A 14,073-nucleotide genomic window follows, 5' to 3' on the forward strand; every position below is an offset into this window, starting at 1 on the left:
TCAAACCGGTAGCGGGTTCATGCGATCCGCCAGGCGCGCCACGCGCTCGCCCAGGTGCGCGGCAGTGCAGCGATCCTCGGGCGGAGGGGCATCGTCGGGGGATTGTTCGACATTCGACTGGGCCATGGCGCCCAGTGAGCTGCCCAGGCGATTGAGTTGGCCGTTGAACGCGCCGGTGCTGGAACGCGCCGGCAGCAGGTCGAGGCCGACCCAGATCATCGAGTGCTGGGCGGCGAATACGGCCATTTGCAACAAGGTGCTGAGTTTGTCGCCGCACAGGCAGCCGGAATTGGTGAAACCGGCCGCGAGTTTGTCGCGCCAGGGCTGGGCCAGGTAGAACGCCGCCGTGGCCTCCATGAATGCCTTGAAGGCCGCCGAGGCGCTGCCCATGTAGGTCGGCGCGCCGAAGATGATGGCGTCGGCGTTGTGCAGCCGCTCCCAGTGCTCGTCCACCTCCTGGACCGGAATCAACTGGCAGGTGCTGCCCAGGTGCCGTTCCACGCCCCCGGCCACGGCTTCGGCCATGACCCGGGTGTGCCCGTAGCCACTGTGATAGACCACCACCACGTTGCTCATTGCTCTGTCCTTGCGATGGATTGAATCCCTTTGTAGGAGCGAGTTTTGGCGCAGACCGGACGCGCGACGAGTTAAACGTTGTTAAATTTCCATGGCGCGCAAAAAGCCTCGGCAACTGCTGTCCGTCTGTCGCGCCCAATGATCACGGGACCGACAGCCATTGGCCGATACGTTAGAGTCAATGCCTGCCCCTTCAGTCACCCGGGCGGCGCATTGCGCTGGGTAAAAAACCTGAGGAATATGCTCGAAAACCGCGTATTAGACGGATGCAGCAGGAGCGACTCGTTGACCCTTTCCCCCGAACAGGCTGTTCATTTCGGCCCCTACCGGGTCTACCCCGGACAACGCCTGGTGATGGAGGCCGACCAGCCCTTGCGCCTGAGTCGGCGCGCCATGGACATCCTGTTGATCCTGCTGGAACACGCCGGCAACGTGGTCAGCAAGCAACAATTGATCGCCCGGGTCTGGCCCGGCAGCGTGGTCGAAGACATCAACCTGCGGGTGCAAATGGCCGCGTTGCGCAGGGCGCTCGGCGACGGTCAGGCCGGCCAGCGCTACATCATCACCGTGGCCCAGCGCGGGTACAGTTTCGTCGCACCGCATTCACTGGAACAGGCCGAGCAAGCGCCGGAGCCCGCACGTACCGCGTCGAGCCGGCATAACCTGCCGGTGCGCCGCACGCGCATGATCGGCCGGCAGACCCTGGTCGACAACCTGATGGAGCAACTGCCCCGCCAGCGCTTCATCACCCTCCTCGGCCCCGGCGGCATCGGCAAGACCACCGTAGCCCTGCGGGTCGCCGAACAAATGATCGGTCGCTACCGGGACGGCATTCACCTGCTGGACCTGGCCCCGATCAACTGCCCGCTGATGATTAACGGTCATCTGGCGACGCTACTCGAACTGGCCCTGCACGACGACGCTCCCCTGAGCGGACTTGCAGACTCTCTGCGCGATCGCCACATGCTGCTGATCATCGACAACTGCGAACACTTGGTCGACGCCATTGCCCAGCTCAGCGAAGACATTCTGCGCAGTGCGCCGCACGTGCACATCCTCGCCACCAGCCGCGAGAGCCTGCGGGCCGAAGGGGAATTCGTCCAGCGTCTGGAGTCACTCGACTGCCCGCCGCCCATCGCCGTCCTCGACCGCGCCCAGGCCATGACCTTTTCCGCCCTGCAACTGTTTGTCGAGCGGGCCATGGCCAGTCATGACAGCTTTGAACTGACCGATGATGAACTGCCGCTGCTGATAGACATTTGCCATCGACTGGACGGCATACCACTGGCCATCGAACTGGCAGCGGCGCAAGTGGGCAACTTCGGATTGCACGGCTTGCTGGCGCAGTTGCAAAGCAGCTTCCGGTTGCTGAACCAGTCCTGCCAGACGCCCCTGGCACGCCATCAGACCCTGCGTGCAACATTGGACTGGAGCTTCGAACTGCTCACTGCCTGCGAAAAGACCTGCCTGCGCCGACTGAGTGTGTTTTGCGCTGGTTTCACCCTGGAGTCGGCAGCCGCGGTGATTGTCGGCGAACACATAGAACCGCGCGAGGTGTTCGGTTCAATCACGCAACTGGTCGCCAAGTCGTTGCTGAACGTGGAAGTGGGCGACGAAGACGTGTACTACCGTCTGCTCGACACCACCCGCGGCTACGCCCTGGAAAAACTTGCGCAAACCGCCGACCTGCCCGGCACGCGGGAACGCCATGCCGAGCGCTGCCTGGTGCTGATGCAACAGGCGCAGGACGACTGGGAGAAAACCTCGACCGACCTGTGGATCGAGCGCTATGGCCGGGCTCTGGAGGACATCCGTGCAGCCCTCGATTGGGGTTTGCACGCTCAAGGGCCGCAGGCACTGGCGATACGCCTGGCCGCGAAGTCCACTCCCCTGTGGCAGGAGTTGTCACTGTTCAAGGAACACGGCGGTTATGTGCGCAAGGCCCTGGCCTTGCTCGAGCAGTCACCCGAGCCTTGCCCGCGCCTGAAGATGGCCCTCATGCTGGCCCTGGGCAGCGCCTGTTATCACGCGCAGGGGGGTACCGACGAAACCGTCGGCGCCTTCGTCAGCGCCCACCGCCTGGCCCGACAGTGCAACGATGTGGCTGGCCAGTTACTGGCGATTTCCGGTCACCTGGCGGTCAATCTCTGTTGCGGTCATTACCGGATGGCCCAGGAGCAGAGCCGACAATTCGATCAACTGGGGCTGCATGACGACGCCCTGATGTCCCTGAGCATGCATCGATTGCGGGTACTGGCCCTGCACTTCTGCGGTGACCAGCATCAGGCTCGGGAGCATGCCGAACAGGTGCTGCAACGCATGGCCCACAGCGGTCATCTCAACCGTTTCACCCATGGTTTCGGCGTGCAATACGACCAGAGCGTTGCGGCGCTGACCATCCACGCGCGCATCCTCTGGCTGCAAGGCCAACCGGAGCAGGCCTGGCGCGCGGCCCGGCAGGCACTGGACATCGCATTGCAGATCAACCACGGCACATCGATCTGCTACACCCTGGCGCTCTCCGGCTGCCTGATCGCTTACTACAACGGCGACACCCGCTGCGCCCGCGAACTCCTGCGCCTGCTCCTGGAACAGGCGCAGAAACACTCGGTTCTACTGTTCTACAACTGGGCGCAATACTACGCGCAGGTTATCGGCGGCACCGATGTTCGACCGACCGGCCGCCAAAGTGTCGGTTTGATCAAAGACATCATGGTCACGCTGGATACGGCATACGTCGACGATGGTTTGCTCGAACGCGCGCAAAACGGTGTGTCGGGCTGGAGCACGGCAGAGATTCTGCGGGCCAGGGCCAAGACATTGCTGGCAACGGATTGCCCGGTCAATGTAGCAACGGCCGAAACCGTGCTGCTCAAGGCACTCAAGGTGGCAAAAGCCCAGGGTGCCCTGGCCTGGGAGCTGCGCAGCGCCACCTCGCTGGCGCAACTGTGGCAGCGTCAAGGCCACCGCCAAAGGGCGTATGACCTGCTGGCACCGATCTACCAGCGCTTCACCGAAGGTTTTGCCACGCCAGACCTGATGACGGTTCGCCGGCTACTCGACGAGTTGCAATGCCACCTGCCCGCCTGAAGGCCAGCGCGCTTGACTGATGTAGCCGGCATAACGCATTTCAAGGGCACGCAAATCGCCACTGAGTTCGAGTTTTTCCAGTGCGTAGGTGCGGGTGGTATTGAGGAAGTGGTAACGGGTCACACCGCCACCCTGCTCCTGGGACAGCAGTGACTTGAGAGCGAGGTTCTCCATCACCTTGATCAGCTCGGCCACCGGCAGCACGTCGCAGCTGATTACGCCAATCGCTGCCTCCTGGGTAAACGCCATTTTGAACACCGCCAGACGCTGCAACACGGTTTGCTCCACGGCAGTCAACCGTTCGTAGCTCCAGTCCAGAGCGGCTTTGAGGGTCTGATGTCGGGGAACGGCTGTGCGGCGGCCCTGAGTCAGCAGCTGAAAACAGTTGTCGAGTTGCGCTTGCAACCCCACCAGCGCCAACGCATCGATTTGCGCCGCGGCCAGTTCAATCGCCAGCGGCAGGCCATCGAGGCGTCGGCAGATATCCCGTACGGTCCTGAGGTCTTGTTCGCGCAGGGTGAACCCGTGCAAACGAGCCCGGGCACGGCTGACGAACAACTGCACCGCCGAATAGCCCATGACCTCGGCGACGCTACGCAGCCCTGACGCCGGCGGCACTGCCAGCGGTGGCAGACGCAATACGGTTTCGCCAGACGCCTTGAGGGGCTCGCGGCTGGTGGCGAGGATCGACAGCCGGGGCATCGAGTGCAGCAGTGTTTCGATCAACGTCTGGCAGCGTTCGAGCAGGTGTTCGCAATTGTCGAGCACCAACAAGGCATGCCGCTGCGCCAGCGTCTCCAGCGTGGTGCCGACCTTCAGTTCAAGGGTTCGAGTGAGGTAATCAGTCACTTGCGCCGGGTCATCGATCGCCGCCAGGTCCACCAGCCACACGCCATGCCGATAGTGCTGCAACAACAGTTCGGCCACGCGCAGCGCCACGGTGGTCTTGCCGATCCCGCAAGGCCCGACCAGGGTCATGAATCGGCGCACCGGCAACTGCCGCACCAGGCTGCCGACAACCGCATCGCGCCCGGTAATCGGCGTGAGCCGCGCCGGCAGGTTGTGCAGGAGCTTTTGTACGGTCCCGCTCGGGAACGCTACAGGCTCTGGCGAAAGCTGCACCGGGGCGACAAAACTGTAGCCGCGCTGGGGAATGTTGACGATGTAGCACTGGCCGTTCTGCCCATCGCCCAGGGCACGACGCAGGGCGGCAATGTGCACCCGCAGGTTGATCTCTTCGACCACGGAGCGCGGCCAGACCTGCGCAATCAACTCTTCCTTGCTGACCACTGAACCTGCGTGCTCGACCAGCACCTGCAACACGTCAAGGGCACGGCCGCCCAGGCGCAGCGGTCGATCGCCCTCCAGCACCAGTCGCTGACTGAGGTGGAAAGCGTAGGGCCCGAATTGCAGCACCGCTTCGCTGTTTATATCTCTGAGGCTGTTCATGGGCCGTCACCCGCTGGAAACCTGGCTTCCAGCCCAGGCCCCGCACCGTCCTTGCAATGAGTTCAGCGGTATCTTGGCAGGCCTCGGTGACCATACAACTGCCACGGGGGGAGCGTCACGGCCATTGCGGTGCGCACGACGGACATGCGCGCTAGCTGAACTGCTCGCGGTATTGGGTCGGGGTCAGGCCGAGCTTTTCACTGAATAGAAAACGCATGTGCCGCACACTGCCGAAGCCACTTTTGAACGCCACGGTTTTGAGCGGCAACTCGGTGGTTTCCAGCAGGTTCCTGGCGCAATCGATGCGTGCGCTTTGCAGAAACTCCATCGGCGTCATGTTCACTTCCCGGGCGAACACCCTGGCGAAGTGGCGCGGGCTCATGTTGGCCAGACCCGCCATGCGCTCGATGCTGTAGGTTTCATCGAGATGTTCAAGCACATGGTTCTGCACGCGGGTAATCGCCGTTTCGTGAGGCGCCACCGCCGCCATCAACGGGCTGAACTGCGCCTGTCCGCCCTGGCGCTTCATCACCACCAGCAACACCTTGGCCACGTCCTGGGCGACTTTCTTGCCGTGGTCCTGCGCCACCACCGACAACGCCAGGTCGATCCCGGCAGTGACGCCACCGGAGGTGATCAGGTTACGGTCCTGGACAAAGATCTGATCGGTCTCGACGGTCGCCTTCGGAAAGCCCTTGATCAGCCGCTCGGTGTAGTGCCAATGGGTGGTGACGCGATAGCCGTCGAGCAAACCTGCATGCCCCAACACGAACGCCCCGGTGCAGATCGAGCCATAAGCGGCGGACCGGCTGACGTTGTGCCTGAGCCAGTCGAGCAATGGCGGATGCCGTTCGTTGTAGGCACCGGGACCACCGGGCACCAGCAGCAAATCAAAACCCTCGCAGGCCTGATCGATGTGCCGGTCGGCATGCACGCTCACCCCGTTGGACGCCCGCAGTGCGCCGGGCTCAGTGCCGATGGTCGACAGCACATAGTGATCGTCGGGTTTCAGATAACGATTGGCGATGGAAAACACTTCCATGGGCCCGGCCATATCGAGCAGGAGAAAGTCGGGAAACAGCACCATTGCCACGGTTTTCATGGATTGGAATTCACTGGGATCAAATCAGGAAGCATTGACTGACATTGAAACCTGTGGGATCGCCGCACCGCCGCTCCCACAGGTTTGGTCGTCGGGAGTTAGGGCGAATTATGCCTCAAACACCGGCGATTCATTTCACAAAAAACCGTCAACCACAACGAGACAGTATTTCAATTTCTACCTACTTATTGCATCAACCAGTAACCATTAACCTTCTCCTCAGTCGGACGAATTCACGTCCCCACAGGAGATTTCATCATGCTGACTCTTCGCAAAGCCTCGGATCGTGGCCTGGCCAATCACGGCTGGTTGAAGTCGTTCCATACCTTTTCCTTCGCCAGCTATCGCAACCCGAAAGAGCAGGGTTTTTCTGACCTGTTGGTGATCAACGACGACCGCGTTGCCGCTGGTAAAGGCTTCGGCCAGCACCCGCACCGCGACATGGAGATTTTCTCCTATGTGCTTGAAGGTGCCCTGGAACACAAGGACACCCTGGGCACCGGTTCGGTGATCCGCCCCGGCGACGTGCAACTGATGAGCGCAGGCAGTGGCGTGGCCCACAGTGAGTTCAACCACTCCAGCACCCGGGCGGTGCACTTTCTGCAGATCTGGATCGTGCCCGACGTCAGTGGCGCCAAACCGCGTTATCAGCAAGAGCACTTCAGCCCCCAGAAAAAACGTGGGCGCCTGCAACTGATCATCTCGCCGGACGGCGCCAAGGGTTCGTTGAAGGTGCGTCAGGATGCACGGGTGTATGCCGGACTGATCGACGGCAAGGAAAGCGCCACCCTGGAACTCGCCGCCAACCGCTACGCCTATGTACACGTGGCCCGGGGCAGCGTCGAACTCAACGGTGTGTTGTTGCAGGAAGGCGACGGTATGCGGGTTCGTGATGAACAGGCGCTGACTTTGAGCAACGGCGTGGATGCTGAAGTATTGGTCTTCGACTTGCGCCCACAGGAACTGCCGGAAATGCCATGACAAAACCCTGTGGGAGCGAGCTTGCTCGCGATAGCGGAGTGTCAGACGACATCAATGTTGAATGACACAACGCCATCGCGAGCAAGCTCGCTCCCACAGGATTTGTGTTGTCTGGAATTATTCACCAGTCCCGGCAAACCCCGCGACAATCTCATCGATCACCGCCCGGACCCGGGCCGTATGCCGCAGGTCGGCATGGGTTACCAGCCAGATGTCATAGGGCAACGGCCGCGAGCGCTCCGGCCACAACCTGACCAGCCCCTCCTTCTCCCCGATGTACACCGGAATTTCCCCGACCCCTATTCCCGCAGCAATCGAGCGGCGCACCAGCAGGCTGGAACTGAGGCTCGCGACAATCCGCCCGCGCGCCACCGGTTCCGAGACCAGCGTCAGGTCCTTGTTGCCCTGCAAGTACGGTTGATACACCACCAGGTCATGCCCGGCGAACGCCGATCCGGGCTCCGGCACGCCGAGGGCATCGACATAGGCTTGCGAGGCAAACAGACCCACCGGCCAGCGGGCGATTCGGCGAGCGATCAGGTCCGGGTTGTCCGGTCGGGTGTTGCGTACGGCGATGTCCGCCTCGCGTTTGGCCAGGCTGAGGATCTGCGTGGTGGCGTCCAGTTGCACCCGTACATCCGGGTGTTGTCGATGCAGACGAGCGATCGCCGGGATCAGGAAATCGATCGCCAGGGAGTCGGTGGTGCTGACGCGAACCGTGCCGGTCAGGCGTTCGTCCAGGCCCTGGATCTGGCGTTCCAGCTCCAGCGCCGAATGCTCCATTTTCTCTACGGCCTTGAGTGCCGCTTCGCCGACAGCCGTCAGCGCATAACCTTCGGAGGTACGCAGGAACAAGGTCGCACTCAATGACTTTTCCAGCGCCGTGATGCGCCGGCCGACCGTGGCCTGGTCGACCCCCAACACCCGCGCCGCACCACGCAACGTCGATTCACGGCAAACCGCGAGAAATACCCGGGCGTCATCCCAATTCATCACACTCTCCTGATGATGCAATTACGCATCATCATAGCGCGTAATCGCTGCATTAATGCTTCGAAAAACCTCGATATGCTGGAGGCCTGAGTGACCTTACAGGACAATGCACATGCACAGTTCATCGCCTCCCCTTACCCCGGCGCCCAGCGCGATCTGGCTGCCGATCTTCGCCGGCCTCTGCGCCAGCCTGGTCAGCATCGGCCTGGCGCGTTTCGCCTACACGCCGTTGATTCCCTCACTGATCCAGGCCCACTGGTTTTCCGCCAGCGACGTGGTGTACCTCGGTGCAGCCAATCTGGTGGGCTACCTGATCGGCGCACTGATCGGCCATCCGCTGGCACGCCGGACCTCGAACAAGACCGCCCTGCGCCTGATGATGCTGGCAGTGACGCTGGCGTTTTTCGCCTGTGGTTTTCCGTTGTCGATGAGCTGGTTCTTCGGCTGGCGCCTGCTGTCGGGGATCGCCGGTGGCGCGATCATGGTGTTGGTGGCGGGAACCGTATTGCCTCACGTACCGGCAACCCGCAGGGGCCTGGCCAGCGGTGCGATATTCCTTGGCATCGGCTTGGGTATTGCCGGCTCGGGAACGATCGTGCCGCCGCTGCTGAGCCTCGGCTTGCAGCAAACCTGGTTCGGCCTTGGCTTGTTGGCCCTGGTCCTCACCGCCGCCAGTTGGTTTGGCTGGCCAACCGCTGCGCACCCGGTCGCCGCTGCGCCGTCGGATACCTCGTCGCCTGCCCCCACCGACCCGAGCGTTTACCTGCTGTTCGCCCAATACGCGTTCATGGCCGCCGGACTGGTGCCGGCCATGGTGTTCCTGGTGGATTACGTCGCCCGGGGGCTCAATGCCGGGGCGCATGTCGGCGCGCTGATCTGGGTGATGTATGGCCTTGGCGCGATTGTCGGGCCAGTGAGCTACGGTTTTCTGGCCGACCAACTGGGCGCGAAAACGGGGATCCGCATCGTGCTGGTAATACAGGCGTTGGCGGTTGGCCTTTTATCGATCAGCAGTTCGTTCGCGGCATTGGCTTTGCTGGCGGTGATCCTCGGCTCCTTCCCGCCCGGCATCGTGCCGCTGGCGTTGGCCCGGGTGCATGAATTGATCCCCAACCATCACCAGCAGCAGATTGCCTGGAGCCGCGCCACCGTGTCGTTCGCGACGTTCCAGGCCCTCTCGGGGTTTGCTTATTCGGCGCTGTTCAATGCCAGTGGTGGCCATCATGCCTTGATGTTCGTGATTGCCGCCGGGGCCATCGTTGTAGCGCTGTTGCTGGAACTGGGCAGCCGACTGCTCAGTCGCTCGACCAAATCGCCAACGCTCAATGCAGGTGTATGAAATGACACTCCCGCAGACCATGACCCTGATCGAAATCACCGAACCCGGTGGCCCTGAAATCCTGCTACCGGACCGACGATGGCTCAGGGCTCGCAGGGTTCCTGTAGGGTGGCGACCTCAACGCCCTGCTCCCCCTGATAGCGGGCCCGATAGCGCCCCGGGCTTTCCCCGGTCCACTTCTTGAACGCCCGATGGAAGGCGCTGGGTTCCTGGAAACCCAGTTGCTCGGCGATATCGCTGATGCTCGCGTCGCTCTGACGCAGTTGCTCGAAGGCTACGCCACGGCGTACTTCGTCCTTGATCTCCTGATAGGAACAGCCTTCACGCTCCAGTTTGCGGCGGAAGGTGCTGGGGCTCAGGTGCTGTTCCAGGGCAAAGGCCTGCAATGTCGGCCATTCGCTGTAATGACTGCCGCGCAAGCGCTGATGAACCTGTGACGCCAGGCCATGCTGGTTACGAAAGCGGATCACCAGCCATTGCGGCGCGGTGCGCAGAAACACCTTTAGCGAAGCCAGGTCCTGCGCCACGGGCAGGCGCAAGTAGTGGCTGGCAAATTCGATTTCGGTGCGCTCGGCACCAAAGGTCAGGTTTGGGCCCCAAAGCAGGCGATCGTCACCCAGCGACAGGCGCGAATGGCGGAAGTCCGCGCGATCAATGGGAATGCGCCGGCCACCCAGCCAGCACAGCAGGCTGATCATCAACACCAGGAACGTTTCTTCACCAAACCGACTGGCATCGTTATCCGTCGAACGGGTTTCCAGGCTGATCACCGCACGCTTGCCACGCACGGCCAGCGAGCCGCGAAAGTCGCACAGGAACAACCCGAAGTTGGCCAGGCATTGGCGCATGGCCTTGTGCAGATCGGGTTCCTGAATCAGGGCACGGCAAATCAGGGCGAAACTGCCCGGCGGCATGCCATGGGAGTCGAGCCCGAAAAACTCGTCGTCGAGCTCGCGAATCTGTATCAGCCACAACGCCGCAAACGCGTTGGCCGGCACCCGCGCCGTGGGTTGGTGCATGACCGCCGGATCAATGCCCGCTTGTTCGAGCACGGCCGTCACGCGCTGCGGGTCATCCCTCAGCCCATGGATCATTGCCTGCACGAAATAGGCGGCAACCGAGTCCTTTTCCCGCATTGGTACGCTTCTCTCTCATCACCCGAATGGCAAAAAACATCATTGCCGTTGAACAGTTTTGGCATAGGACAACCGCCCTGCCGGCTCTAGACTCGCGGCAATAGTACGCCTTCGGCTGCAGTCGCGGCCAAGGTATCGCAGGGTTTGATCGAAGGATGGGAACATGAATCTGCAAAACATCGGGGTGATCGGTGCGGGCACCATGGGCAACGGCATCGCACAAGTCTGCGCCATGGCCGGTTTCAACGTGACCTTGCTCGACATATCAGAAAGCGCGTTACAAAAAGCCGTCGCAACCGTCGGTAAAAACCTGGACCGGCAGATCGCCAAGGAAACCCTGACGCTGGAGCAGAAACAGGCCACCCTCGACAAAATCCGCACCAGCACCGATTACGGCAGCCTGCAAAACGCGCAGCTGGTCATCGAAGCGGCGACGGAAAATCTCGACCTGAAACTGCGTGTGCTGCAACAGATCGCCGCGCAAGTCAGCAGCGAATGCGTCATTGCCTCCAACACCTCGTCGCTGTCGATCACCCAACTCGCCGCCAGTGTCAGCCAGCCTGAGCGCTTCATCGGCCTGCATTTCTTCAACCCGGTGCCGGTGATGGGCCTGATCGAAGTCATCCGCGGCCTGCAAACCAGTGACGCGACCCACAAACTGGCGCTGGACATGGCGACCACCCTCGGCAAAACCGCGATCACCGCCGGCAACCGTCCGGGCTTCGTGGTCAACCGGATCCTGGTGCCGATGATCAACGAAGCGATCCTGGTGTTCCAGGAAGGTCTGGCCAGCGCCGAAGACATCGACGCCGGCATGCGCCTGGGCTGCAATCAGCCTATCGGCCCGTTGGCCCTGGCGGACCTGATTGGCCTGGATACCCTGTTGTCGATCCTCGAAGCTTTCTATGACGGTTTCAACGACAGCAAATATCGCCCGGCGCCGTTGCTCAAGGAAATGGTCGCCGCCGGTTACCTGGGACGCAAAACGGGGCGCGGCTTCCATGCCTATGCCTGAGCGTTGCTCGCGCTTTGCCGAGTACCGGGACAAAGTCCTGGAGCTGTTTGCCTGCAAGGGGTTCGGCCAGGTCGGCATGCGTGAGCTCGCGACGTGCCTGGGGCTTTCTCCAGGCTCGCTGTATCACCATTACCCGAGCAAACAGCATCTGCTGCTCGACCTGATCGAGGAGTTCTACGAGGAGTTGCTGGCCACCCTGGGACGTATCCAGCAAAAAGCCCCGGGCAAACGCGACAAACTCAACAGCCTGATCCGCGCCCATCTGAATCTGCATCGGGAGATGCCTTGGCATTTCCGCCTGGTGGAGCGCGACAGCGGTTGCCTGAACGAAGAGCAACAGGCTCGGGTTCAACAATTGCGCGAGCAATACGAACGTACGCTGCTGAAGATGCTGGGCGCGAAGTCCCGTTTCAGCGAGCAAGGCCTGCTGGCCGCCGGGCATGCCATTGGTGCCCTGCTCAACAGCGCCCCCACCTGGCTGACGCCCCATGTGCTGGACGAGCAGGAACGTGAGGAGCTGCTGGAAAGCATGGTCAGCGGCGCCATCGAACGTGTGCTTGCACCACGGCGTATGCCGGAGGCGATAAGCCTCGCGCGTCCTATCGAAAAAACATCTAAAGAAACACAAGCTTCGACAAAGATTTAGCGCTTTGCTTGTCGGCTCGACACAATCGGAATTCGCCGAAAAAACCGGCGTCCAAACCGATGTATGTACTCGAGCACCTGGAGCCGACCATGAAAATCAATCCCTACCTTATCTTCAACGGCGACTGCAAAGCGGCCTTCACGTTCTACGCGCAGTGCCTGCAGGGCCAGATCGAAGCCATGTTGACCTTCGGCGAAACGCCGGCCGGTGAGCATTTCCCCAAGGATCTGCACAACCTGATCATCCATACCCGCCTGATCGTGGGCGATCAGGCCATCATGGGCTCGGACACCACACCGGATCGCCCCATCGATAAAATGAGTGGCTGTTCGATTTCACTTAACGTCGACAGCATTGCCGAGGCCGAGCGGGTCTTCAATGCCCTGGCGGACGGTGGCAACGTGCAAATGCCGCTGGAAACCACGTTCTGGGCGGCGCGCTTTGGCATGCTGGTCGACCGTTTTGGTGTGTCGTGGATGGTCAATTGCGAAAAGGATCAGTAAACGGCCTTTGTCGAACGACAGTATTGAAGGCACAAAAAAGCCCAACCTGAAAAGGTTGGGCGTTCTGGCAACTCCCGGTCTGTCTGCTACCGTCAACTAGCCACATGGATAGCGGCGCAAACTCAAAGGCATCGTGATCAAGTACCAATAGTTTCCCCCACGCCCCGGAGACACCGTCAGCGGAGGTTGAATTTGAATGATGTGGTGATCGCCCTCATCGTTTTCGCCTGCCTGTTCGGCAGCGCACTACTGGGCTCGTACGTAAGGGAGCGATTACCTAGCCATCATCTGAGCGATGACTCCGTCGCGGTGGTAAAGCTGGCTACCGGCCTCATCGCAACGATGTCGGCGCTGGTTCTCGGCCTGCTCGTTTCCTCAGCCAAAAGCACCTTCGATACGGCTAATGCCGAACTGGAGGGTGCGGCGGCGAAAGTGGTTCAATTCGACCGCATGCTGGCCCGCTACGGTGCCGGCACCCAGGACATCCGCACCGAGCTCAAGCACAACTACGCCGAAGTCACGGAAGTACTCGCCTCTCGCGATCACCGTCAGATTGCAACGCTCGATAGCCCCGAAGTCATCCGTCGCTCTGAAGGTCTACAACGCCAGGTCGAATCACTGTCGCCGGGCAACGATGATCAACGCTCACTCAAAGCCGCGGCATTGCAAGACATGGACACGGTTTTTGCCACCCGCTGGTTGACCCTGCTGCAAGCCAATCAATCGATCCCACCGGTGATGCTGGTGATCCTGGTGTCGTGGCTTGCGATTATCTTCGGTTCCTTCGGCCTGTTTGCACCACGCAACGGGACCATTGTCGTCGTGCTGTTGATGTGTGCCCTGTCGACCGGGGCAACAATCTTGCTGGTGGAAGAGCTCAATCGGCCGCTTGATGGTTTTATCTGTGTGTCTCTGGAACCGTTGACGCATACGCTGGAACGGTTGGGGCAGTAGTTTCGATTTCCTGCGGACAAAAACAAAACCCCTACCTGCAGACGCAGATAGGGGTTTCGGAATTTAATCTTGACGATGACCTACTCTCACATGGGGAAACCCCACACTACCATCGGCGATGCATCGTTTCACTGCTGAGTTCGGGATGGGATCAGGTGGTTCCAATGCTCTATGGTCGTCAAGAAATTCGGGTACCGAAGCGTCTTTCGACGTTTCAGTAAATTGGGTATGTGATAGCTTTCGGTGTTTTGCGAGCGTCGAACTTTCGGTTCATTGCGTCTTCACACAC

General features: G+C 61.0%; 12 protein-coding genes and 1 rRNA gene. 7 read left to right on the top strand and 6 right to left on the bottom strand.

Annotated elements, in window-relative coordinates:
- Positions 1-576: a flavodoxin family protein gene (locus AC1D19_RS23435; protein WP_477764686.1), complete on the bottom strand. Its 576-nt coding sequence runs from the start codon at positions 574-576 to the stop codon at positions 1-3.
- A gap of 285 nt (positions 577-861) precedes the next feature.
- On the opposite strand from AC1D19_RS23435, the gene AC1D19_RS23440 reads away from it, so the two are divergent.
- A complete protein-coding gene (locus AC1D19_RS23440) occupies positions 862-3,666 on the top strand; it encodes an ATP-binding protein (RefSeq protein WP_477764687.1) in 2,805 nt (934 codons plus the stop codon).
- Here the strand turns inward: AC1D19_RS23440 and AC1D19_RS23445 are convergent.
- On the bottom strand, positions 3,631-5,115 hold the full coding sequence (locus AC1D19_RS23445) for an ATP-binding protein (protein ID WP_477764688.1): 1,485 nt from the start codon (positions 5,113-5,115) through the stop codon (positions 3,631-3,633). The genes AC1D19_RS23440 and AC1D19_RS23445 overlap by 36 nt on opposite strands.
- Before the next feature lie 151 nt (positions 5,116-5,266).
- Positions 5,267-6,217, bottom strand: coding sequence for a GlxA family transcriptional regulator (locus AC1D19_RS23450; protein WP_477764689.1), 951 nt, complete (start codon positions 6,215-6,217; stop codon positions 5,267-5,269).
- Positions 6,218-6,475: 258 nt separating this feature from the next.
- Between AC1D19_RS23450 and AC1D19_RS23455 the strand changes: the two genes are divergently transcribed.
- A complete protein-coding gene (locus AC1D19_RS23455) occupies positions 6,476-7,198 on the top strand; it encodes a pirin family protein (RefSeq protein WP_477764690.1) in 723 nt (240 codons plus the stop codon).
- A gap of 117 nt (positions 7,199-7,315) precedes the next feature.
- On the opposite strand, the gene AC1D19_RS23460 is transcribed toward AC1D19_RS23455, so the two are convergent.
- Positions 7,316-8,191, bottom strand: a complete 876-nt coding sequence (locus tag AC1D19_RS23460; protein WP_477764691.1) for a LysR family transcriptional regulator — start codon at positions 8,189-8,191, stop codon at positions 7,316-7,318.
- A gap of 112 nt (positions 8,192-8,303) precedes the next feature.
- Here AC1D19_RS23460 and AC1D19_RS23465 point away from each other — a divergent pair, with 112 nt between their 5' ends.
- Positions 8,304-9,530, top strand: coding sequence for a YbfB/YjiJ family MFS transporter (locus AC1D19_RS23465; RefSeq protein WP_477764692.1), 1,227 nt, complete (start codon positions 8,304-8,306; stop codon positions 9,528-9,530).
- An 83-nt stretch (positions 9,531-9,613) separates the two neighbouring features.
- Here the strand turns inward: AC1D19_RS23465 and AC1D19_RS23470 are convergent, their stop codons facing one another.
- Positions 9,614-10,666 (bottom strand): AraC family transcriptional regulator, encoded by a 1,053-nt coding sequence (locus AC1D19_RS23470; protein WP_477764693.1) that lies wholly within the window; start codon positions 10,664-10,666, stop codon positions 9,614-9,616.
- Between the two features lie 163 nt (positions 10,667-10,829).
- On the opposite strand from AC1D19_RS23470, the gene AC1D19_RS23475 reads away from it, so the two are divergent.
- From AC1D19_RS23475 to AC1D19_RS23490, 4 genes are all read left to right on the top strand, one after another.
- On the top strand, positions 10,830-11,681 hold the full coding sequence (locus tag AC1D19_RS23475; RefSeq protein WP_477764694.1) for a 3-hydroxybutyryl-CoA dehydrogenase: 852 nt from the start codon (positions 10,830-10,832) through the stop codon (positions 11,679-11,681).
- Positions 11,668-12,327, top strand: a complete 660-nt coding sequence (locus AC1D19_RS23480) for a TetR/AcrR family transcriptional regulator (protein WP_477764695.1) — start codon at positions 11,668-11,670, stop codon at positions 12,325-12,327. The genes AC1D19_RS23475 and AC1D19_RS23480 overlap by 14 nt, the downstream gene beginning before the upstream one ends.
- 89 nt (positions 12,328-12,416) lie before the next feature.
- Positions 12,417-12,830 (top strand): VOC family protein, encoded by a 414-nt coding sequence (locus AC1D19_RS23485; RefSeq protein ID WP_477764696.1) that lies wholly within the window; start codon positions 12,417-12,419, stop codon positions 12,828-12,830.
- A gap of 201 nt (positions 12,831-13,031) precedes the next feature.
- On the top strand, positions 13,032-13,784 hold the full coding sequence (locus AC1D19_RS23490; protein ID WP_477756100.1) for a bestrophin-like domain: 753 nt from the start codon (positions 13,032-13,034) through the stop codon (positions 13,782-13,784).
- 67 nt (positions 13,785-13,851) lie between these two features.
- On the opposite strand, the gene rrf is transcribed toward AC1D19_RS23490, so the two are convergent.
- Positions 13,852-13,967: ribosomal RNA gene (gene rrf / locus AC1D19_RS23495) — 5S ribosomal RNA — on the bottom strand.
- Between the last annotated feature and the right edge of the window lie 106 nt (positions 13,968-14,073).

This window comes from Pseudomonas sp. P1_C12 (assembly GCF_056406435.1).